The following is a 20,686-nucleotide window of genomic DNA, read 5'->3' on the forward strand; positions in this document are numbered from 1 at the left end:
CGGGCGTGTTGGCGCGGGGGTTTAGGGACCTTTGGCTAAAGCGTGCTTGTGTTGGCGGGGGACCACCCCCACCCGGGCCGCGTGAAGACGCGTCTCTCGCCTCCCCCGTTGAGGGGGAGGACAAGGTTTAATGGGCGGGGATGGCTTTGAGATAGGCGGCGATTGCGGCGTGGTCGGCCCGGGGGAGCATGGCGAGGTTGCGTTGGACGTCGGCCATCGAGCCGCCAACCGAGTCGTAGTCGGGGGTGAAGCCGGTTGCGAGATATTCGGCGATTTCGGCGGTGGACCAGCTGCCGATCGATTTCGAGCCGGGGGTGATGTTGAGGATTTGGCCTTTTCCCTCCGGACTGGGGGCGCCGGAGAGCCATTGGCTGGATTGCATGGCACCGGCGCCGCCGAAGCTGCGCGGGGTGTGGCATTGGCCGCAATGGCCGGGGCCTTCGACGAGGTATTGGCCGGCGCGGGCGGCGGGGCCGGCGCTGGCGGGGAGCGCGACGACCGGGGCTGCACCGGGCATGAAGGCGAGCTTCCACAGGCCGATGCCGCGGCGGATGTTGAAGGGGAACGACAGGGCGTTGGCAGGGGCGGTGCCAGGGACGGGCGGGAGGGTGCGGATATAGGCGAACAGGTCGGCGATGTCGGCGGCGGTCATGTGGACGTACGAGGTGTAGGGGAAGGCGGGGTACAGGTGCCGGCCGCGCGGGTCGACGCCGCGCTGCATGGCGTTGGCGAAATCGGCGAGGTTCCAGCGGCCGATGCCGTCGGGGTGGGGCGAGATGTTGGGGGCGTGGAAGGTGCCGAAGGGGGTTTCGATGGGCGCGCCGCCGGGGAGGTTGAGGCGGTCATTGCCGCGGGCGCCGGCGGGGGCGTGGCACGAGGCGCAGCCGCCGGCCCAGAAGATGCGGGCGCCTCGAGTTGGGCTGGCGGTGGCGAGGGTGGCGATCTGGGAGGGGGGGAGGCGGTCGGGGATGGTCAGGGCGTAGAAGAGCGCGGCGCCGATTGCGATTAGCCCGAGAGCGAGGATGGCGAGGCGTTTCACGGGGTGAGGGCCTGGTTGGAGAGGTTGTGCCGATTGCGTCCGGGTTTAGCGGCGTTGGGCGGGAGATGGGCCCCGGCCTTCGCCGGGGTGACGGGGAGAAAGGGCCGGGGTGACGGTTGAAGAAGAGGGTGATGCGGCGGGGCTATCCGGGTCAGCCCTTTTTGACGCGCAAACTTTCGTGGCAGGCTTTGCAGTTTGCGGTGACCTTGCCGAAGGCGGTGCCGAAGGCGGCTGTGGTCGACAGGTCGCCGGTAGCGGCGGCGGCAGTGTCGGCCTGGAACTTGGCGAGGGCGGCCTTGAAGTCGGCGGGCTTGGTCCAGATCGCCGGGGCGGCTTCGGTCTTGCCGCCGGTCTCGGTGCCTTTGGGGAACAGGCCGCCGAACTTGGCGGCGACGTCGTTCATACCCTGGAAGATGGCCTTGGCCTTGGCCGCGTCGTACGGCACCGCGCCCTTGAGCATGTCGGCGCCAGTCTTGGTGTCCTTGCCGTTCTGCTCCATCAGCGCCTGGCGTGCGGCGATCGGGTCGCTGGCCGGGGCGGTTTGGGCGATGGCCGGGGCCACGAATGCGGCGGTGCAGGCGGCGGCGAGCAGGGCCGTTTGCAGGGGGTGCTTCGACATTGTCTGTCTCCGTCTTGGACTGGCGATGATGCGGCAGTTGAAAGCAGAACCGCTTGGCATGCAACCGGGTATCGAGGGCGGGATGGTAACGTCGGGGATCGCCGACCGGTTTGAGGCTGTGAACTCTGTTCGGGTCAGGCCTGTTCCTCGCCCATGAGCGCCTTGAGGTCGGCGAGGAGATCGAGGGCTTCGCGGGGGGTGATGGCGTCGGGGTCGATGGCGGCGAGCTTGGCGCGCAGCGGGTCGGTTGCAGGTTCGGCGGGATGGGCGCCGAACAGGGGCAGGTCGGACAGGCCGGCAGCCAGCCCGCCGGTCTTGTCGCGGTTGGCCTCGAGGCGGGCGAGGACGCCGCGGGCGCGGGTTAGGACGGGGGCGGGGACACCGGCCAGGCGCGCGACGGCGAGGCCGTAGCTCTTGTCGGCGGCGCCGGGCTTGACCTCGTGGAGGAAGACGAGGTCGCCTTTCCATTCGCGGGCGGTGACATGGGCGGTGGCCAGGCTTTTGAGGCGCTCCTTTAGCTGGACGAGCTCGTGGTAGTGGGTGGCGAACAGGCAGCGGCACTGGAGGTCGTCGTGGACGGCCTCGAGTACCGCCCAGGCGATGGCGAGGCCGTCGTAGGTGCTGGTGCCGCGGCCGACTTCGTCGAGGATGACGAGGCTGCAGGACGTGGCACCCGACAGGATGGCGGCGGTTTCGACCATCTCGACCATGAAGGTACTGCGGCCCTGGGCGAGGTCGTCGGCGGCGCCGACGCGGCTGAACAAGCGGTCGACGACGCCGATGTGCGCGGCGCGGGCGGGGACGAAGCTGCCGGCCTGGGCGAGGACGGCGATGAGGGCGTTCTGGCGCAAAAAGGTCGATTTGCCCGCCATGTTGGGGCCGGTAACGAGCCATAGCCGCGCGTCGGCGGAGAGGTCGCAGTCATTGGCGACGAACGGGTTTCGCGCGGCCTTGACGGCGGCTTCGACGACGGGGTGCCGGCCGGATTCGATGTGGAAGGCGGTGGTCGCGTCGACTTTGGGCCGGGACCAGTTTTCCGTGGCGGCGAGGTCGGCGAGGGCGCTTGCCACGTCGAGGCGGGCGAGGGCCTGGGCGGTTTCGGCGATGGCGGCGGCTTCGGCGAGGATGAGGGAGCGGAGTTCCTCGAGGTGGGCGGCCTCGGCGGCAAGGGCATGGTCGCCGGCCTGGGCGATGGTGCTGGCGAGGGCGGCGAGATCGACGCTGCCGAAGCGGACGACGCCGGCGAGTGTCTGGCGGTGGATGAGGCCGGAGTCGGCGGCCATGAGCGGGTCGGCGAAGCGCGCGGCGACTTCGATGTGATAGCCGAGGACGCCGTTGTGACGGATCTTGAGCGCGGCGACGCCGGTTTGTTCGCGCAGGCGGGTTTCGAGGCCGAGGACGGCGGTGCGGCCGTCGCGGGCGGTTTCCCTTAGCGCGTCGAGCGCGGCGTCGTAGCCCGGAGCGATGCTGCCGCCGGCGCCGGGGTCGTGCGGAGGTTCGGGGACGAGGGCGCGGCGCAGCGCTTCGACGAGAGAGCCATGGGCGCCGAAGCGGGCGAGGGTGTCGGTCAGCAGGGTGGGGGTCGTCAGGCTGGGGGCGCTAAGCGCGGCTTTGAGGGCGAGGCTGAGGGCGAGGCCGTCACGCATCTGGGCGAGGTCGCGGGGGGTCCAGCGACCGACCGCAAGGCGCCCGAGCGCGCGGGCGATGTCGGGCATGGCGGCAAGGGCTTCGCGGGTGCGGATGCGGGTGACGGCGTTTTCGCAGAACCAGGCGACGAGATCGAGCCGGGCGGCGATTTGCGGGGCGTCGGTGAGCGGCGCGGCAAGGTCGGCGCCAAGTTGGCGGGCGCCGGCGGCGGTGACGGTGCGGTCGATGCAGGCTTCGAGGCTGCCGGCGCGGGTGCCGCCGGGTCCGCGGGTCAGTTCGAGGCTGGTACGGGTGGCGGCGTCGATGGCCATGGTGCTGCCGGGCAGTTCGGGGCGGGGTGGGCTGAGGAGGGGAATGCTGCCCTTGGCGGTGGCCTCGACATAGGCGAGCAGGGCGCCGGCGGCGGCGATCTCCGAAGGGGTGAAGGCGCCGAAGCCGTCGAGGGTGACTACGGCGAAGCGCGACTTGAGGCGGGCTTCGCCTTTTTGGGCGGAGAATTCGGGGAGCGGACGCGGCGTGGCGGGAGAGTCTTTCCAGCCTTCGGGGGCGATGAGTTCGGCGGGGGCGAGGCGGGCGAGTTCGGCGGTGGCTTCGTCGGGGGTGCAGGCGCGAGTGGCGAAGGCGCCGGTCGAGAGATCGCACCAGGCGAGGCCGGTTTGGGGTCCGGGGGCAATGGCGGCGAGCCAGTTGGCGCGTTTGGGTTCGAGCAGGCCGGCTTCGGTCAGGGTGCCGGGGGTGACGACGCGGGTGATGGCACGCGCGACGATCGATTTGCCGGGGCGGGCGCGGGCGACGGCGGGGTCCTCGACCTGTTCGGCGATGGCGACGCGGTGGCCGCCCTTTATGAGGCGGGCGAGGTAGTTGTCGGCGGCGTGGACGGGGACGCCGCACATCGGGATGGGCACGCCGTCGTGCTCGCCGCGCTTGGTGAGTGCGATGTCGAGGGTGGCGGCGGCGGCGACGGCGTCTTCGAAGAACAGCTCGTAGAAGTCGCCCATGCGGAAGAAGAGCAGGCAGTCGGGGGCTTCGGCCTTCAGCGTGAGAAATTGCGCGATCATCGGGGAGGCGGTGGAGGTCACGCGGGGTTTGGTAGCGGGGATGGTTCGGTGGGGGAAGGGCGGGAGGGCATTGCGGTAGAGAAGAAGAAACTAACCCGCCCCCGACCCCTCCCTTGAAGAAGGGAGGGGGGAAGGAAGAGGACGCTTGCCGCTTGGGCTTGCGAAGCCTTATCAGGGAGGCTTGCCAGGAGAATCCAGTGTCCGACGAAAACCCATCCGATTTCGGTGACCGCGAAGCTTTGGCGTTCCACCGCATGGGCGGCCGGCCCGGCAAGCTCGATATCATCGCGTCGAAGCCGATGGCGACGCAGCGCGACCTGTCGCTGGCCTATTCGCCCGGTGTTGCGGCGCCGGTGCGCGCGATCGCGGCCAATCCCGACGCGGCGTATGACTATACGATCAAGGGCAACCTTGTGGCGGTCATCTCCAACGGCACCGCGATCCTGGGGCTGGGAAACCTGGGTGCGCTGGCGTCGAAGCCGGTGATGGAGGGCAAGGCGGTGCTGTTCAAGCGCTTTGCCGATATCGATTCGATCGACATCGAACTGGCGACCGAGGACGTGACGCGATTTATCGATGCGGTCGAACTGATGGAGCCGAGCTTTGGCGGCATCAACCTTGAGGACATCAAGGCGCCCGAATGCTTCATCATCGAGACGACGCTGAAGGAGCGGATGAATATCCCGGTCTTTCACGATGACCAGCACGGCACCGCGATCGTCGCGGCGGCGGGGCTGATCAATGCGCTGCATCTGACCGGGCGCAAGGCCGAGGACGTCAAGATGGTGGTCAATGGCGCGGGGGCAGCGGCAATCGCGTGCACCGAGCTGATCAAGGCGTACGGTGTCCGAAACGTCATTATGTGCGACACCAACGGGGTGATCTGGCAGGGCCGCGAAAAGGGTATGAACCAGTGGAAGTCGGCGCATGCGGCGGTGACCGACGACCGCACGCTGGAAGAGGCGATGCGCGGCGCCGATGTCTTCATGGGCCTGTCGCAGAAGGGCGCGGTCAACGAGGCGATGGTGGCTTCGATGGCGCCGAACCCGATCATCTTTGCGATGGCCAACCCCGATCCGGAAGTGACGCCGGAGGAAGTCCACCGGGTGCGCAGCGATGCGATCGTGGCGACCGGGCGCAGCGATTATCCCAACCAGGTCAACAATGTCCTGTGTTTCCCGTATCTGTTCAGGGGTGCGCTCGATGTGCGGGCAACGCAGATCAACGAGGAAATGAAGCTGGCGGCGGCGAATGCGATCGCCGCGCTGGCACGGATGCAGGTGCCCGACGAGGTCGCGGCCGCGTACGGCGGCAAGGCGCGGACGTTCGGGCCCGAATATATCATCCCGGCGCCGTTCGATCCGCGGCTGATCGAGGAAATTCCGACCGCGGTGGCGAAGGCGGCGATGGCTTCGGGGGCGGCGAAGAAGCCGTTTTTTGACGAGGTCGCCTATCGGCAGGAACTGCGCTCGCGGCTCAATCCGACGACATCGATCCTGGCCAGTGCCGTGGAGGCGGCGCGGGTGCGGCCGCGGCGGTGCGTGTTCGCCGAGGCCGAGCAGGAGGTCGTGCTGCGCGCGGCGGTCAATTATCGCAGTTCGGGATATGGCGAGCCGGTGCTGGTCGGCCGCGAGGCGCCGGTGCGCGAGGCGCTGGCGCGGATCGGCGTGCCGGATGTCGACAGCTATGAAATCCACAATTCGAGCATCAGCCCGCTGGTGCCGCGCATGGTCGAGCATCTTTATGCGCGGTTGCAGCGGCGCGGGTTTCTGCTGCGCGACGTTCAGCGCATGGTCAACCACGAGCGCAACATCTTTGGTGCGATGCTCGTCGAACTGGGCGAGGCCGATGTGATGATCACCGGCGTGACGCGCAATTTCGCGACGACCTATCGCCAGGTCCGGCATGTCATCGACCCGTCGGAGGGGCATCGGCCCTTCGGCGTGCACATGGTGGTCGGCAAGTCGCAGACGATCTTCATCGCCGACACGACGGTCAACGAGCGCCCCGACGCGACGCAATTGGCCGATATCGCCGAACAGACCGCGGCAGTGGCGCGGCGGCTGGGCGAGGAACCGCGGGTGGCGTTCCTGTCCTATTCCAACTTCGGCAATCCGCCGGGCGATATCGTCGGCAATCTGCGCGGTGCGGTGAAGCTGCTCGACGAGCGCCGGGTCGGGTTCGAATATGAGGGCGAGATGTCGGCCGATGTCGCGTTGAATCCCGCCATGCGCGCGCAATATCCGTTCAGCCGACTGTCGGGCCCCGCCAATGTGCTGATCATGCCGGGGCTGCATTCGGCCAATATCGCTGCCAAGCTGTTGAAGGAACTGGCCGGCGCCCGCGTCATCGGGCCACTGCTGGTCAACATGGGCCGGCCGGTGCAGATTGCGCCGATGACAGCGACTGCTTCCGACCTGGTGACCATGGCTGTGCTGGCTTCGACAGGAGTTGTTGTTTGAAGCCCATCCTGTTCTGCATTCATGGAATGTGGGCGACACCGGCGACTTTTGCCCGGTTGAAGACACGGTTCGAGGCGTTGGGGCACGAGGTGGTGACACCGGCGCTGCCGTTTCACGATCGCGACCCGAAGCTGCCGCCGGCGCCGGGGATCGGCACGCTGACGGTCGAGGATTATGCGGCATTCCTGGTGGCGGAGATCGGCAAATTGCCGGCGACGCCGGTGATCGTCGGCCATTCGATGGGCGGCATGCTGGCGCAAATCGTGGCGGCGCGGGTGGCGCACCAGGGGCTCGTGCTGCTGTCGACGGCAGCGACGGCGACGACAGTTTCGCCGGGGCCGGCGACGCTGCGGACGATGGCGGGGATCGTGACCAAATGGGGCTGGTGGCATTCGCCGACGCGGATCGAATACCAGGCGGCGCGCTGGGGCATCTATAACGGCGTGCCCGATGCGACCGCGTTAAAGGAATTCGACCAGTTGGTGTGGGATTCGGGGCGGGTGGTCGCCGAGATGGCGATACCTCGTATGTCGGCGACGCGGGTGACGCGCGTGGACTATGGGCGGTTGTCGCAACCGGCGCTGATGATCGTCGGCACCGAGGACCGCATTACCGTGGCGGGGATCTCACGAGCGACGGCGCGGAAGCTGGCGGGGACGGTGGACTATCACGAGATCGCGGGGGCGGGGCATTGGCTGTTCTGGGGCGAGCTCGAGGTCAAGGTCGGGGACCTGATCGAGGGATGGCTGAAGCAGTTCGGGCCGGGCGAGCCGTTGCCGGTCGTGCCTGATTCCAGTGTGTTTTGATGGCATGTTCCGGGCTTTAGAAACTGGGTCCCGGGTCAAGCCCGGGATGACGGCGTTGTGGTAGATCGTTCGGCATTGGCGGCAGAGGCGGCGCGGCTGGGTTTTGCGGCGTTCGGCATTGCGCCCGCCGATGCGACGCCGCTGGCGCGGGTGCGCCTGCGCGAATGGCTCGAGGCCGGGCGGCATGGCGACATGATCTGGATGGCGGAGACCGAGGCGCGGCGAGGGTCGCCGGCGGGGCTTTGGCCCGAGGTGCGGTCGGTGATCATGCTGGGCACGAGCTATGCCCCCGCGCTCGATCCGCTGCGGCACGCGGGACGTCCCGAGACCGGCGTGGTGTCGGTTTATGCGCTCGGCAGCGATTATCACGATGTCGTCAAGAAGCGCCTGAAGGCGTTGGCGCGTTGGCTGGTGGCGGCGGCCCCGGGCAAGGAATTAAAGGTCTTCGTCGATACGGCGCCGGTGATGGAAAAACCGCTGGCAGCGGCGGCGGGGCTGGGCTGGCAGGGCAAGCACACCAATGTCGTGTCGCGCGAGCATGGCTCGTGGCTGTTTTTGGGGGCGATCTATACGACGCTTGAACTGCCCGTCGATGCGCCGCACGCCGACCGCTGCGGGTCGTGCGATCGCTGCCAGCGGGCGTGTCCGACGGCGGCATTTCCGAGGCCGTACCGGCTCGATGCGCGGCGCTGCATTTCGTATCTGACGATCGAGCACCGAGGGCCGGTGCCGACCGAGTTCCGTGCGGCGATGGGAAACCGCATCTATGGCTGCGACGATTGCCTGTCGGTGTGTCCGTGGAATCGCTTTGCGCAAGCGTCGCGCGAGATGGCGTTTGCCCCGCGTGCCGAACTGGCCGCGCCGGCGCTGGCGGACCTGTTGATGCTCGACGATGCAGGGTTCCGGCAGGTGTTTTCCGGGTCGCCGATCAAGCGGATCGGGCGCGACCGGATGGTGCGCAACTGCCTTTATGCGGCGGGAAACAGCGGCAATGCGGTGCTGATGCCAATCGTTGCCGGGTTGCTGGGTGATCCGGATGAAGGCGTGGCGGATGCGGCGGCCTGGGCGCTGGCTCGGTTGTCAGTGCGCATTGGGGTCCATGTCGACGAGGACGCGGTTTAGCCATTCGTCGTTGATCTTGGGCTGGGCATTGGCCTGCGGGGCCGGTGTTTCGGGCGGTGCGGCCGGCGGGGCCTGGACGTTGCCGGGCACCAGCGGCTCGCCGTCGGGGCCGTATTCGGTGGGCACGGCCGGGTCCTGTTGTTCGGGGCCATAGCCTTGCTCGATGCCGTAAACCTGGTCGTCGGGCTCGATGATCGGGAAGCCGGTGTCGATGTCGGTGACCAGCGGTGCGGGCGGCGTTCCCCCGACAGCGCGCGCCATATAGGCAGCGAAGGCACGGGCCGGAGCGCGGCCGCCGGCGAGGCCGGGAACGGCGCGGGCGTCGTCGCGGCCCATCCAGACGCCGGTGGTGAGTTCATTGGTGAACCCGAGGAACCAGCCGTCCTTGTTCGACGAGGTCGTGCCGGTCTTGCCCGCCAGCGGCCGGCCGATCTGGGCGGCGCGGCCGGTGCCGGTTTCGACCGCGGCCTGCATCAATTCGGTCATCTTGGCAGCAACAAAGGGCGCGACGATGACGCGCGATTGCCCCGATTCGCGTTCGTAGAGCACCTTGCCCGACCCCGAGGTGATGCGGGTGATGGCGTAGGGCCGCGCTTCCACCCCGCCATTGGCGACGGTGGCATAGGCCTGGGTCATTTCGAGTAGGGTGACGTCGGAGGCGCCCAATGCCATGGCCGGGCGGCGATCGATCGGGGTGGTGATGCCGAAGCGCCGCGCGGTATCGGCGACGGTGTCGAAGCCGACGCGGGCGGCGAGTTCGACGGCAACGGTATTGACCGATTGGGCAAAGGCGTCGCGGACGGTGATCGGGCCGACATAGCGGCCGTTGCTGTTGCGCGGCGACCAGCGGCCGATGGTCAGCGGCTTGTCCTGCATGACGTCATCGGGGCTGACGCCGTCCTCGATCGCGGCGGCGTATACGAAGAACTTGAACGCCGAGCCTGGCTGACGGCGGGCGGCGACGGCGCGGTTGTAGTTGGATTTGACATAATCGCGGCCGCCGACCATCGCCCTGACGGCGCCGTCGCGGGCGAGCGCGACCAGCGCTGCCTGCGCCCCGCCGGGCGTTTCGGCAGCGAGCGCAGCTTCGGCTGCGCGTTGACCGGCGATGTCGAGGGTCGTGGTGACCTGGAGTGGCTCGATGGTTTCGTCGGTGAGGTTTTCCACCTCGGACAGCACCCAGTCGGTGAAATAGCGGACGCTGGCGCGGCGGCTGGGGGCGCTGAAGCGAACCGTTGCGACATCGGCGGCGGCGGCCTCGCCGGGGGTGATGCTGCCCGAGCGAACCATGGTCCCGAGGACGATATTGGCGCGGCGGCGGGCGGCATCGGCGTCGGCGGAAGGGGCAAAGCGCGACGGCGCCTGGACAAGCCCGGCGACGATGGCGGCTTCCTCGAGGCCGAGGCGGGTGGCGCCATGGCCGAAGAACTTGCGCGACGCGGCATCGACGCCGTACGCGCCGCCGCCGAAATAGACGCGGTTGAGGTAGAGTTCGAGGATGGCTTCCTTGGTGAACTTGCGTTCGATGGCGAGCGCCAGGATAATCTCTCGGGCCTTGCGGGCATAGGTTTTGGAGGCGGTCAGGAAGACGTTGCGCGCCAGCTGCTGGGTGATCGTCGAAGCGCCCTGCGACTTGCGGCCCGACTGGAAATTGACCAGCAGGGAGCGCGCCGCGCTGATGGGGTCGAAGCCGGGGTGATAGCGAAAGCGCTTGTCTTCGACCGAGATCATGGCGTCGGTCATCACCTTGGGAATGCTGCCATAGGGCAGCCATTCTCCGTAGCTGGGCCCGACCGAGACAAGGACTTCGTTACCGGCGCCGCGGATTTCGACCGATTGCCCGTTGGGCGAACGCATCATCTGGTCAAAATCGGGGAGGGTCGAATAGGCGATGGCGACGGCGACAGCGACACCCAGGGTGCCGGCAACAGCGAGGATGGCGCCGGCCTTGACGACGAACAGAAATGCTCGCGCGATGGGCCCCCGCGCGGGTTGCGATCGGCGGGATTTGGAGCGGGCCACGGAGGCGGCAGATAATGGGCAATTGCGGCGGTTACAAGGAAGCTACTCCGCATCCGGGACAGTTGGGGTCCTTGGGCAGGCGGACGGTGCGCATTCTTGCGCCCAGCGCATCGTAGAGGAGGAGCCGACCGGCGAGAGGGTCGCCGAAACCGGTGATGTCGCGGATGACCTCGAGCGCCATCATTGCGCCGATGACGCCGGTCAGGGCGCCGAGAATGCCCGATTCGGCGCAGCTTTGCGCGTTCTGGTCATGGGCGTTGCCGACGAGGCAGCGGTAGCAGGGGAGGGCGGGGTCGTGGCCCTTGAAGGTGGCGACCTGGCCGTCGAAGGAGCCGACTGCGCCGGAGATCAGTGGGATTTTCAGGGCTTGAGCGGCGTCGGAGACGGCGAGGCGGGTGGCGAAGCTGTCGCAGCCGTCGGCGATATGGGTGTGGTTGGCGAGGAGGGCAATCGCGTTTTCGGGGGCGAGGCGTGTGGTTTGCGGGGAGATTTGGACGTGGGGGTTCAGGGCGGTGAGGTGCTCGGTGGCGGCTTCCGTTTTGGGGCGGCCGGTGTCGGCGGTGGTGAAGATCACCTGGCGCTGGAGGTTGCTGAGGGCGACGGTGTCGTCGTCGATGATGGTGAGGCGGCCAATGCCGGCGGCGGCGAGATAGAGCAGGCACGGCGAGCCGAGGCCACCGGCGCCGATGACGGCGACGTTGGCGGATTTAATGAGGGATTGGCCGCGGCCGCCGATTTCGCGGAGGACGAGGTGGCGGGCGTAGCGGTCGAGTTCTTCGTCTGAGAGCATTTTATGCTTTTCCGGGGAGGGGAGACACCCCCACCCGCCGCGCCGAAGGGGCGCGAGTCGCTTCCCCCCTTGAGGGGGAGGACAAGTCAGGCACCTGTGCTGCCGAAGCCGCCAGCGCCGCGGGTGGTGTCGTCCAAGGATTCTACGATGAGGAGGCGGGCGCGGGTTACGGCGGCGGGGACGAGTTGGGCGATGCGCATGCCGCGTGTGATGGTGACGGGATCGGGGCCGAGGTTGATCAGGATCACTTTCAATTCGCCGCGATAGTCGGAGTCGATGGTGCCCGGGGCGTTGGCAACGGTCAGGCCGTGCTTGAAGGCGAGGCCGGAGCGCGGGCGGACCTGGACCTCGTAATTGTCGGGGATGGCCATGGCGATGCCGGTGGGCACGGCGAAGCGGTCGCCGGGGGCGAGGATCAGGTCTTCGGTGAGGGCGGCGACGGCGTCCATGCCGGCGGCGCCGGGGGTGGCATAGGCGGGCAGGTCGAGGCCGGAGCCATGGGGCAGGATCTGGACGGCGATGGCAATTTCAGAGGGCATTGGCGATCCTTGTTGCGAGTCGTTCGGCGATGTCGGCCTTGCTGCCGGCGCCCCAGTCCTCGGTGCCGGCAGCGGTGACGAAGTAAACATGGTTGGCGTCGGTGCCGAAGACGCCTTCGCTGACATTATTGGCGATCATCCAGTCGGCGCCCTTCTTGGCCAGCTTGACCTTGGCGTTGGCGAGCAGGTCGCCGGTTTCGGCGGCGAAGCCGATCACCAGGCGGGGGCGGTTCGGCGCATGGCCGGTAAGGGCGAGAATGTCGGGGTTTTCGATGAGCGTCAGCACCGGCGGGCCGGCTGCGGATTTTTTCAGTTTCTGGCCGGCGGCCTCGACGTGCCAGTCGGCGACGGCGGCGACCATGACGGCGATGTCGGCGGGCAGCGCGGCGGCGACGGCTACGGCCATGTCGCGGGCGCTGGTGACATCGATGCGCCTGACCCCTTCCGGCGTGGCGAGCGCGACCGGGCCGGCGACAAGGGTAACGCTTGCCCCCTGCTCGGCGAGCGCGGCGGCGATGGCGAAGCCCTGCTTGCCCGACGAGCGATTGCCGAGGAAACGCACCGGGTCGATGGCCTCGTGGGTCGGGCCGGCGGTGACGATTGCGGTCTTGCCGGACAGACGCTTTGGCCCGAAATGCGCGGCGATCGTCGCCATGATGGCGGGGACCTGCGGCAGGCGGCCGGGGCCGAACTCGCCGCACGCCATCTCGCCGTCATCGGGCTCCATTACCTTGAGACCGTCGGCGCGGAGCCGGGCGATGTTGCGCTGCGTCGCCGGGTGGAGCCACATGCGGACGTTCATGGCGGGAACCATCAGGACCGGCGTGTCGGTGGCGAGCAGGAGGGTGCTGGCGAGGTCGTTCGCCTGGCCGGTGGCGGCGCGGGCCATGAGGTCGGCGGTGGCGGGGCAGACGACGATGAGATCGGCGCTGCGGCTGAGCTGGATATGGCCCATGCTGGCCCCATTCTCGGTGTCGTCCTCGAGATCCCACAACGATAGGCGAACCTTGGCCTCGGTAAGCGCGGCGAGGCTGAGCGGCGTGACGAAGCGCGCGCCGGCCTCGGTGAGGACGGGGGTGACGCTGGCGCCGGCGCGGCGGAGTTCGCGGACGAGTTCGAGCGACTTGAACGCAGCAATGCCACCGCCGACGATGAGGAGTATGGTCTTGCCTAACATGACCTACCCTTAGACGGGGTTAGAGCCGCTTGAAATAGACCGTCGTCGGGGCGAGGCCGCCGGCCGGCATCAGCGCATAGTCGGGGATCTCGCCGGCGCGGGTCCAGCCGCAGCGTTCATACAGGCGCGCGGCATCGCTGAAGCTGATGGTGTCGAGGACGAGCATCGTGCGGGTCTCGGTGCGGGCCTCGGCTTCGACCGCGGTGATCAGCGCGGTGCCGATGCCGCGGCGCCGGGCGGCCTCGGCGACGATCATCTTCTGCACATCGGCGCGATGCGGCTGGTTGGGCGGGGTGTCCATGGCGAGGGTCACGGTGCCGAGCAGCGCCGCGCCTTCAAGCGCGACAAGGACGATCATGCCGGGCGCGGCGACCTTGGCGGTCCAGAACGCCAACGCTTCATCAGGGGTGTAGCCGGCCATGAAGCTGATGGAAGCGCCGCCGGCGACGGCCTCGACGAGGAGGTCGGCGAGCGCTGGCAGCATCGCCGTGTCGCCGGCGGGGTCGAGGCGGCGAACGACGACCGCCGCGCCCTTAGCCAAGGTAATGCACGGCCCCGGCGCCGAGACCGGCCGCAAGCAGCAGCCACGGCGTCGACCAGCCGGCGCGGGCACCGCGGACGGGCAGCGGCGCCAGGGTCGGGCCCTCGGGAGCGGCGCCGGGGATCGGGTGCTCGGCGACCCATTGCCGGAAGATGCGCGGCAGTTGTGCCAGCGCGCGGTTGTTCTCGACGAGACGGTCGGCGATCACGGCCTCGGGCCCCATTTCATCGCGGACCCAGCCGCGCACATATGGCTCGGCGACTTCCCACATGTTGACCTGCGGATCGAGGGTGAGCGCGACGCCTTCGACCATCACCATGGTCTTTTGCAACAGCAGGAGGTGCGGCTGGACTTGCATGTCGAAGCTGCGGGTGATCGAGAACAGCCCCTCGAGCAGGTCGGTGATGTTGACGTCCTTGGCGCGCTTGCCGCGGATCGGCTCGCCGACCGAGCGCAGTGCCGTCGCGAACGCGCCGACACTGTGGTGCGGCGGCACATAGCCCGCCTCGAAATGGATCTCGGCGACGCGCTTGTAGTTGCCGGTGACGAGGCCGAACAGGATCTCGGCGAGATACATGCGGGCGCGGCGGTTGATGCGGCCCATGATGCCGAAATCGATGACCGCGATGCGGGCTTCATGGCCGTCGCGGGCGGGAACGACGAAGAGATTGCCCTGGTGAAGATCGGCGTGGAAAAAGCCTTGGCCGATGGCTTGGGCGAGGAAGGCGTTGACCAGCACCTCGGCGAGCCGGCGGCGGTCGAAATCGAGCGCGGCGAGGCCCTCGGTGTCGTTCATCTTGACGCCGTCGACCCAGTCGAGAACCAGCACCCGCCGCGACGACCGCGCCCAGTCGATGTCGGGAACGATGAAATCAGGCTCGCCGAGGAGGGTTTCGGCGAGTTCCGACGCCGACGCCGCCTCGCGCCTGAGGTCGAGCTCGGCCTCGGTCCAGCCCTTGAAGGTGGCGATCACGGCGCGCGGCCGCAGCCGGGCGAACTCGCCGCCGAGCAGCTCGATATGGCCGGCCGCCCAGCTGTACGTGTCGATGGCCCGCGCCAAATCGGCCTCGATCCCCGGCCGCAGCATCTTGATCGCGACCTTGCGGCCGTCGAGCGTGATGCCGGCATGGACCTGCGCCATCGACGCGGCGCCGATCGCCACCGGGTCGATCGATTTGAAATAATCGCGCCAGCTATTTTTGCCGTAGCTGGCGTTGAGGACCGTTTCCATCTGGGCGAACGGGAGGGGCGGCAGGGAATCCTGCAGGCGCACGAGATCGAGCGCCGCCTCGATGCCGATCAGGTCGGGACGCGTCGCCAGCGCCTGGCCGAACTTGACCGCGGCGGGACCGACCGCGCTGAGCCCGGCGGCGAAATCGGGGGTCTGGGGGGCGTTGGTGCCGAGGCGTGCGAGCCTGGCGACGAAACGGATGCTGCGCGGGGCGCGGGGATCCTCGAACGGGCGCAGGGCGCCGTGCCTGGCGAGGCGGCGGCCCCAGACCAGCATGCGCCAGAGGTGGGTTGGGGTGGAGGTCATGCGCGGGCCAAAGTGCCTCCGGCGGCTGGGGCCATTGGCCCCAGACCCCAGTCGATCTTCATATTTTCCAGCCGGTGTGGATAGCGACTGCGCCGCCCAAAATGGGGCGGTATTTTACGTTCTTGAAGCCGGCAGCTTCGATCATCCGGGCGAAATCGGGCATCTTGGGAAACCGGCGGATCGATTCGATCAAATAGCGATAGCTTTCGGAGTCGTTGGCGATCGCCTTGCCGATGCGGGGGACGATCTTTTCGGAATAAAGATCATAGGCTTCGCCGAAGCCGGGCCATTTTGTCGTCGAGAATTCGAGACAGAAAAAGCGACCGCCGAAGCCCAGGACCCGGTGGGCTTCCTTGAGGGCTGCGGGGATGTCGGTGACATTGCGGATGCCGAACGCGATCGTATAGGCGTCGAAACTCCGATCGGGGAAGCTGAGGACCTCGGCGTTTTCCTCGCGCCATACCATCGAAGTGACGTCCTTCCTGGCGGCGCGCTCCATGCCGACCGCGAGCATTTCGGGGTTGATGTCGGCAACGGTGACGCTGGCACCCGATTTTTCGATGCGAAAAGCGATGTCGCCGGTGCCGCCGGCCATGTCGAGGATGCGCTCATTCGGCTGCGGCTTGAGCGCGCGGACGAAATCATCCTTCCAGACGCGGTGCATGCCCGCCGACATCAGGTCGTTCATGATGTCGTAGCGCTTGGCGACCGAGGCAAAGACTTCACCGACGCGGCGGGTCTTTTCCTGGGGGGCGACGTCCTGGTAGCCAAAGCTGACGGTCTTGTCGGTCACGTGCGCGGGACTCCTTGGAAGCACGACGTCCTAGCTTGGCCTTGGCGGAACGGCAAACGGGCCGTATGTCGCGCCGATGCCCGAACTTCCCGAAGTCGAGATCGTCATGCGCGGGCTGGCGCCTGTCTGGACCGGACAGCGGTTCACGCGAATCACCCTCCACCGCGCCGACCTGCGGCGTCCGTTTCCGGATGGGCTCGGCCAAAGGCTGACCGGGGCGAAAGTGCTCGCCTGCCGGCGCCGGGCGAAATATGGGCTGGTCGATACCGATCGCGGCGACACGATGATCCTGCATCTCGGGATGTCGGGGCGGATGCGGCTCGATCCCGCCGAGATCGGCAAGCATGACCATGTCGTGTTCGAGACCGGCAATGGCCGAACGGTGGCGTTTAACGATGCGCGGCGGTTCGGGTCGCTCGACCTGACCGAGACGACCTTGATGGAGTCGCACCCGCTGCTGGCGGGGCTGGGGCCGGAGCCGCTGGGACCGGATTTCGGGGCGGCGATGCTGGTCGCGGCCTTCAAGGGGCGTGCGGCGCCTATCAAGGCGTTGCTGCTCGACCAGCGCATCGTTGCGGGCCTTGGCAACATCTATGTGTGCGAGGCGCTGTTCAAGGCGGGCATTCATCCGGCGCGCGCCGGGGGCAAGGTGACGAAGGCGCGGCTGGCGAAGCTTGCCGAGGCGGTGCCCGAGGTGTTGCTCGATGCGATCCGGGCGGGGGGCTCGAGCCTGCGCGATCATGCGGCGCCCGACGGGACGCTGGGGTATTTCCAGAAGAATTTTTGCGTCTATGGGCGGGAGGGACAGCCGTGCCCGCGGTGCGGGACGCCGATCGAGCGGATCGTCCAGTCGGGGCGGTCGAGCTTCTTTTGCAAGGTCGATCAACGGTAGTGATTGACCAAAAGCCGTGTCGCGGCTATGCGGCACGGCTTCCGTCGCGGGACAACTCGCGTCCGTTCCGGCTTTGCGCCGGGAATGCCCGAGCAACGAACAGATTTTTCAAGGACGACCATGGCCAATACGCCCCAGGCTGAAAAGCGCATCCGCCGCAACGACCGCCGCGCCGAGATCAACAAGGCGCGCGTCAGCCGCATCCGGACCTTCGTGAAGAAGTGCGAATCGTCGATTGCCGCCGGCGAACCGGTTGCAGCCGCAGCAGCGCTTGCCGCCGCCCAGCCCGAGATGATGCGCGGCGTCGCCAAGGGCGTGTTCCACAAGAACACCGTGTCGCGGAAGATTTCGCGCCTCGCCAAGCGCGCCAAGGCGTTGCAGACGGCCTGAGCCGTCGGCGCTAACGCGGGTAGCGTCGATGCTGCTTCGGCGGCAAGATTGAGTGAATATGCAGTCAATGGGCGTGGGTGAGAGCCTGCGCCCTTTGGCATTCGGGCATCGTTTCCTGTCTGGCGAGCAGGGGCATCGCCCCCAGCGGGGTGATTCGCGCCGCGATTCGCGCACAAGCTGGTCGGCCGCAGTTCGTAACGGACCTTAAACCATCTCGCTGGTTTCGGGGAGCGCCTGGTCCGGGACAACCCTGACCTACTGGCGCGCGAATCGCTGCGTCTTTGCATCTGCAGCAAAGCGCCACAAAGCAACGACTTGATGGGCCGGCTATCAGGCCTTGTCACTGAACGGTAACCGCGCTGTCATGTGAAAACAGCGGTTTGCATGGCGGAAACAGTGAATCGGCCGATCTGCGTGTCAACGGAATTATTTCAGTTCTGCGGTGATTCTGACGCTTGCTAGGCGGCCCTTGGGTTGCTTATCTGGGCGCTCTTTCGGGGCTTCGGCGCATGATCTGCGTCATCCGGTCCGGTCGACAGCTTGTTCAGGCTTGCGCGTGGCGATTGCCGCGTCGGGGAAGAATTTGCCTGTCGATGGGGACATTCCGGGCCTTTGGAGGAGCGTGTTTTTGCCGATGTTGTCGGTTGTGTATTGCCAGGCGGCACCGAACCGGTGCGGCCAAGGTGGATGCGACGGCACGTCGGCGAGGGGGAGCAGGTGCTGCGGTTGCAGCGCCATTGAAGGACGGTGTTGAGGCCGTTCGTAACGAGACACCGCGTGGCGGTGGGCCGACCGCAAGGGCGTGCTGAACAGGGAGGCAATGGTTCGTGTCAGTATCGGCAGTTTCGGCAACATCGGCTTCGTCGCAGCGAGCGGCAGGCTGGTCGACGCTGCCGGGGCGCGCGACTGTGAGCCACAATGGTGCCGGGCGGGTGTCGGATGCCGGGGCGGTCGGGGGCCCTGTGGCCGGAGCCGCTGGCGCCGGAGCCGCCGAGGACAACCTGGTGCGGTCGTGGGGCCGGGTGCGCGCGGCGCTGCGGGTCGAATCGGGAGAGCGCAACTTCGACACCTGGCTGGCGCCGCTGGCGCTGCTGGGGGCCGATGGTGACCAGGTCCGGCTGGCGGCGCCGACGGCGTTTCTCGCCGATTGGGTGGCGAGCCATTTCGCCGACAAGTTGCGCCAGCATTGGGCAGCGCAGCGGCCGGGGACGCGACACGTCGCGGTGGCCGTGCAGGCTGGCATGACGGCGACGCCGGTTGCTGCAACGCCTGCTGCGGTGCGGGCCGCGATCGCGACGGCCGCTGCGATCTCGCCGGCGGCAATGGCGATCAGCCTGCCGGTCGAAAGCCGGTACAGTTTCGATAATTTCATCGTCGGCAAGTCGAACGAGCTTGCCTACAACGCGGCGCAGGCCGTCGCCGAGCCGGGTCCGGTCGGGTTCAACCCCTTGTTTCTGCACGGCACGACCGGGCTGGGCAAGACTCATCTGATGCACGCCATCGGCAACGCATTCCTGGCGGAGAAGCCCGACGCCAAGGTCGCCTATATGTCGGCCGAGAAGTTCATGGTCGAATTTCTGGCGGCGCTGCGGGCGAAGGATACGATTGCCTTCAAGCAGAGGCTGCGGTCGGTCGATTTGCTCATGATCGACGATGTCCAGTTCATCGCCGGCAAGGAATCGACGCAGGAAGAATTCTTCCACACGATGAACGAAATCATCAGCGCGGGTAAGCGCCTGGTGATCACCGCCGATCGGTCGCCGCAAAATCTCGAGGGCATCCAGGAACGGATCCTGTCGAGGATGGCGTGGGGGTTGGTCGCCGATATCAACGCGGCGGACTATGAACTGCGGCTCAATATTCTGCATGCCAAGCTGGCGGGGATGAGCCAGAACGTCGTTGTTCCGGCTGAGGTGATTGAATTCCTTGCCAGGAAGATAACCGCAAATGTGCGTGAACTTGAGGGCGCGCTGAACCGGGTGGTGGCGTATGCGGCGCTGGTCAACCAGCCGGTGACGCTCGAGTTTACCCGCGAGACGTTGGCCGACCTGCTGCGCGCGCATGAGAAGAAGCTGACGATCGACGAGATCCAGCGCAAGGTTGCCGAATATTATCACCTCAAGATGACCGACCTCCTGTCGGCGCGGCGGGCGCGCGAAGTGGCGCGGCCGCGGCAAGTGGCGATGTATCTCGCCAAGCGGCTGACCCCGCGGTCGTTGCCCGAGATCGGGCGGCGATTTGGTGGGCGTGACCATACGACGGTGATGCATGCGGTGAAGCGCATCGAGGAGCTGCGGGTCGCGGATCGCGAGATCGATGCGGATGTCGCGCATTTGACGCGGTTGCTTGACGCTTAGAGTAGAGTCTCCGGCGGCTGTTTGGCCTCCGGCGGCTGGGGCCTTGGCCCCGGACCCAATTTTGGGTCTTTGTCGCAGGGTGGTGCGTCCCTCGACTTCGCTCGGGATGAGCGAGGTTTTGTTATCTTAGCGGAAATGCTGGGGTGCAGGGGCATTGGCCCCTGCCCGCCGGAGGCTCTTGTTCCGGGACGGGCAGGAGATGGGCCCCGGCCTTCGCCGGGGTGACGATGAAGAACTAGGCGATGAGTTTGGCGGCGGCTTTGGCGATGAGTTCGCCCTGGTGGCGGGCGCCGTCGAGTTCGGTCTTGCTCGGCTGGCGTTCGCCCTTGCCGCCGGCGATGGTGGTGGCGCCGTAGGGAGCCCCGCCGACGATCTCGTCGATGCCCATCTGGCCTTGGTGGCTGTAGGGCAGGCCGATGATGGTCAGGCCGAAGTGGAGCAGGTTGGTGATGATCGAGAACAGGGTGGTTTCGTTGCCGCCGTGTTGCGACGCCGACGAGGTGAAGGCGCCGCCGACCTTGCCGTTGAGGACGCCCGACTGCCACAGGCCGCCGGCCTGGTCGAGGAAGGCGGTGAGCTGCGACGGCATGCGGCCGAAGCGGGTGGGGGCGCCGATGATGATGGCGTCGTAGTTGGCGAGGTCGCCGATGACGGCGATGGGGGCCTGCTGGTTGAGCTTGAAATAGCTGGCCTTGGCGAGTTCCTCGGGGACGGTTTCGGGGACGCGCTTGATGTCGACAGTGGCGCCGGTGGCGCGAGCGCCCTCGGCGACGGCGTTGGCCATGGTTTCGATGTGGCCGTAGCTCGAATAATAAAGCACCAGGACTTTAGCCATTGTCGTTCTCCTCAACCGTGCGGGGCCATCATGGCCGCGGCGTCGAAGTCTTGATAGGCG

At 67.3% G+C, this 20,686-nt stretch carries 18 protein-coding genes; 6 read left to right on the plus strand and 12 right to left on the minus strand.

The annotated features are described in order from the left end of the window. Positions 1 to 127: 127 nt before the first annotated feature. The 3 genes from IEW98_RS16755 to mutS all read right to left on the minus strand — a co-directional run bounded on the left by IEW98_RS16755 (position 128) and on the right by mutS (position 4,363). A complete protein-coding gene (locus tag IEW98_RS16755) occupies positions 128 to 1,039 on the minus strand; it encodes a c-type cytochrome (protein ID WP_188762562.1) in 912 nt (303 codons plus the stop codon). A gap of 151 nt (positions 1,040 to 1,190) precedes the next feature. Then, positions 1,191 to 1,658: a c-type cytochrome gene (locus tag IEW98_RS08765; protein ID WP_188762563.1), complete on the minus strand. Its 468-nt coding sequence runs from the start codon at positions 1,656 to 1,658 to the stop codon at positions 1,191 to 1,193. Positions 1,659 to 1,792: 134 nt separating this feature from the next. Continuing rightward, positions 1,793 to 4,363, minus strand: coding sequence for a DNA mismatch repair protein MutS (gene mutS / locus IEW98_RS08770; protein ID WP_188762702.1), 2,571 nt, complete (start codon positions 4,361 to 4,363; stop codon positions 1,793 to 1,795). 254 nt (positions 4,364 to 4,617) lie between these two features. On the opposite strand from mutS, the gene IEW98_RS08775 reads away from it, so the two are divergent. From IEW98_RS08775 to queG, 3 genes are read left to right on the plus strand one after another with little or no spacing between them, the layout of a single operon-like run. Continuing rightward, positions 4,618 to 6,825, plus strand: coding sequence for an NADP-dependent malic enzyme (locus IEW98_RS08775; protein ID WP_371870766.1), 2,208 nt, complete (start codon positions 4,618 to 4,620; stop codon positions 6,823 to 6,825). Then, on the plus strand, positions 6,822 to 7,631 hold the full coding sequence (locus IEW98_RS08780; protein ID WP_188762565.1) for an alpha/beta hydrolase: 810 nt from the start codon (positions 6,822 to 6,824) through the stop codon (positions 7,629 to 7,631). The genes IEW98_RS08775 and IEW98_RS08780 overlap by 4 nt, the downstream gene beginning before the upstream one ends. Before the next feature lie 57 nt (positions 7,632 to 7,688). After that, entirely contained in the window at positions 7,689 to 8,753 is a 1,065-nt protein-coding gene (gene queG, locus IEW98_RS08785) for a tRNA epoxyqueuosine(34) reductase QueG (protein ID WP_188762566.1), read from the plus strand. Here queG and IEW98_RS08790 read toward each other — a convergent pair. From IEW98_RS08790 to IEW98_RS08820, 7 genes are all read right to left on the minus strand, one after another. Next, a complete protein-coding gene (locus tag IEW98_RS08790) occupies positions 8,712 to 10,775 on the minus strand; it encodes a transglycosylase domain-containing protein (RefSeq protein WP_243450648.1) in 2,064 nt (687 codons plus the stop codon). The genes queG and IEW98_RS08790 overlap by 42 nt on opposite strands. 31 nt (positions 10,776 to 10,806) lie before the next feature. Continuing rightward, positions 10,807 to 11,565, minus strand: a complete 759-nt coding sequence (locus tag IEW98_RS08795; protein ID WP_188762567.1) for a HesA/MoeB/ThiF family protein — start codon at positions 11,563 to 11,565, stop codon at positions 10,807 to 10,809. An 86-nt stretch (positions 11,566 to 11,651) separates the two neighbouring features. Further along, complete coding sequence (gene dut / locus IEW98_RS08800; protein ID WP_188762568.1) at positions 11,652 to 12,104, minus strand: dUTP diphosphatase; 453 nt, start codon at positions 12,102 to 12,104, stop codon at positions 11,652 to 11,654. Beyond that, positions 12,094 to 13,281, minus strand: coding sequence for a bifunctional phosphopantothenoylcysteine decarboxylase/phosphopantothenate--cysteine ligase CoaBC (coaBC, locus tag IEW98_RS08805; protein ID WP_188762569.1), 1,188 nt, complete (start codon positions 13,279 to 13,281; stop codon positions 12,094 to 12,096). Before coaBC ends, dut begins: the two co-directional genes overlap by 11 nt. A gap of 19 nt (positions 13,282 to 13,300) precedes the next feature. Then, complete coding sequence (locus tag IEW98_RS08810) at positions 13,301 to 13,822, minus strand: GNAT family N-acetyltransferase (protein WP_207792538.1); 522 nt, start codon at positions 13,820 to 13,822, stop codon at positions 13,301 to 13,303. Continuing rightward, complete coding sequence (locus tag IEW98_RS08815; RefSeq protein WP_188762570.1) at positions 13,815 to 15,359, minus strand: AarF/UbiB family protein; 1,545 nt, start codon at positions 15,357 to 15,359, stop codon at positions 13,815 to 13,817. Before IEW98_RS08815 ends, IEW98_RS08810 begins: the two co-directional genes overlap by 8 nt. Positions 15,360 to 15,417: 58 nt before the next feature. Then, positions 15,418 to 16,152 carry a class I SAM-dependent methyltransferase gene (locus IEW98_RS08820; RefSeq protein ID WP_188762571.1) on the minus strand — a complete coding sequence of 245 codons (735 nt, stop codon included), beginning with the start codon at positions 16,150 to 16,152 and terminating at the stop codon, positions 15,418 to 15,420. A 76-nt stretch (positions 16,153 to 16,228) separates the two neighbouring features. Between IEW98_RS08820 and mutM the strand changes: the two genes are divergently transcribed. Together mutM and rpsT are read left to right on the plus strand one after the other, a co-directional pair. Continuing rightward, on the plus strand, positions 16,229 to 17,044 hold the full coding sequence (gene mutM / locus IEW98_RS08825; RefSeq protein WP_188762572.1) for a bifunctional DNA-formamidopyrimidine glycosylase/DNA-(apurinic or apyrimidinic site) lyase: 816 nt from the start codon (positions 16,229 to 16,231) through the stop codon (positions 17,042 to 17,044). Positions 17,045 to 17,164: 120 nt separating this feature from the next. Further along, a complete protein-coding gene (gene rpsT / locus IEW98_RS08830; protein ID WP_188762573.1) occupies positions 17,165 to 17,434 on the plus strand; it encodes a 30S ribosomal protein S20 in 270 nt (89 codons plus the stop codon). A 519-nt stretch (positions 17,435 to 17,953) separates the two neighbouring features. On the opposite strand, the gene IEW98_RS08835 is transcribed toward rpsT, so the two are convergent. Beyond that, the gene (locus tag IEW98_RS08835) at positions 17,954 to 18,172 is read right to left on the minus strand and encodes a hypothetical protein (RefSeq protein WP_188762574.1); all 219 of its coding nucleotides are present in this window, start codon (positions 18,170 to 18,172) and stop codon (positions 17,954 to 17,956) included. A gap of 194 nt (positions 18,173 to 18,366) precedes the next feature. On the opposite strand from IEW98_RS08835, the gene dnaA reads away from it, so the two are divergent. After that, entirely contained in the window at positions 18,367 to 19,791 is a 1,425-nt protein-coding gene (gene dnaA / locus IEW98_RS08840; protein ID WP_371870767.1) for a chromosomal replication initiator protein DnaA, read from the plus strand. A gap of 235 nt (positions 19,792 to 20,026) precedes the next feature. Here the strand turns inward: dnaA and wrbA are convergent, their stop codons facing one another. Next, positions 20,027 to 20,626: an NAD(P)H:quinone oxidoreductase gene (gene wrbA / locus IEW98_RS08845; protein WP_188762575.1), complete on the minus strand. Its 600-nt coding sequence runs from the start codon at positions 20,624 to 20,626 to the stop codon at positions 20,027 to 20,029. Positions 20,627 to 20,686: the final 60 nt, after the last annotated feature.

Origin of the sequence: Sandarakinorhabdus glacialis, from assembly GCF_014643455.1 — a bacterium.
GTDB classification, from domain to species: domain Bacteria; phylum Pseudomonadota; class Alphaproteobacteria; order Sphingomonadales; family Sphingomonadaceae; genus Sandarakinorhabdus; species Sandarakinorhabdus glacialis.

Bases quoted from the DNA above. Each gene is read 5' to 3' on its own strand.
- coaBC (WP_188762569.1), bottom strand. From the start codon at position 13,281: ATGTTAGGCAAGACCATACTCCTCATCGTCGGCGGTGGCATTGCTGCG.
- IEW98_RS08765 (WP_188762563.1), bottom strand. From the start codon at position 1,658: ATGTCGAAGCACCCCCTGCAAACGGCCCTGCTCGCCGCCGCCTGCACC.
- IEW98_RS08775 (WP_371870766.1), top strand. From the start codon at position 4,618: ATGGGCGGCCGGCCCGGCAAGCTCGATATCATCGCGTCGAAGCCGATG.
- dut (WP_188762568.1), bottom strand. From the start codon at position 12,104: ATGCCCTCTGAAATTGCCATCGCCGTCCAGATCCTGCCCCATGGCTCC.
- wrbA (WP_188762575.1), bottom strand. From the start codon at position 20,626: ATGGCTAAAGTCCTGGTGCTTTATTATTCGAGCTACGGCCACATCGAA.
- IEW98_RS08795 (WP_188762567.1), bottom strand. From the start codon at position 11,565: ATGCTCTCAGACGAAGAACTCGACCGCTACGCCCGCCACCTCGTCCTC.
- rpsT (WP_188762573.1), top strand. From the start codon at position 17,165: ATGGCCAATACGCCCCAGGCTGAAAAGCGCATCCGCCGCAACGACCGC.
- mutM (WP_188762572.1), top strand. From the start codon at position 16,229: ATGCCCGAACTTCCCGAAGTCGAGATCGTCATGCGCGGGCTGGCGCCT.
- mutS (WP_188762702.1), bottom strand. From the start codon at position 4,363: ATGATCGCGCAATTTCTCACGCTGAAGGCCGAAGCCCCCGACTGCCTG.
- IEW98_RS08815 (WP_188762570.1), bottom strand. From the start codon at position 15,359: ATGACCTCCACCCCAACCCACCTCTGGCGCATGCTGGTCTGGGGCCGC.
- IEW98_RS08835 (WP_188762574.1), bottom strand. From the start codon at position 18,172: ATGGCGCTGCAACCGCAGCACCTGCTCCCCCTCGCCGACGTGCCGTCG.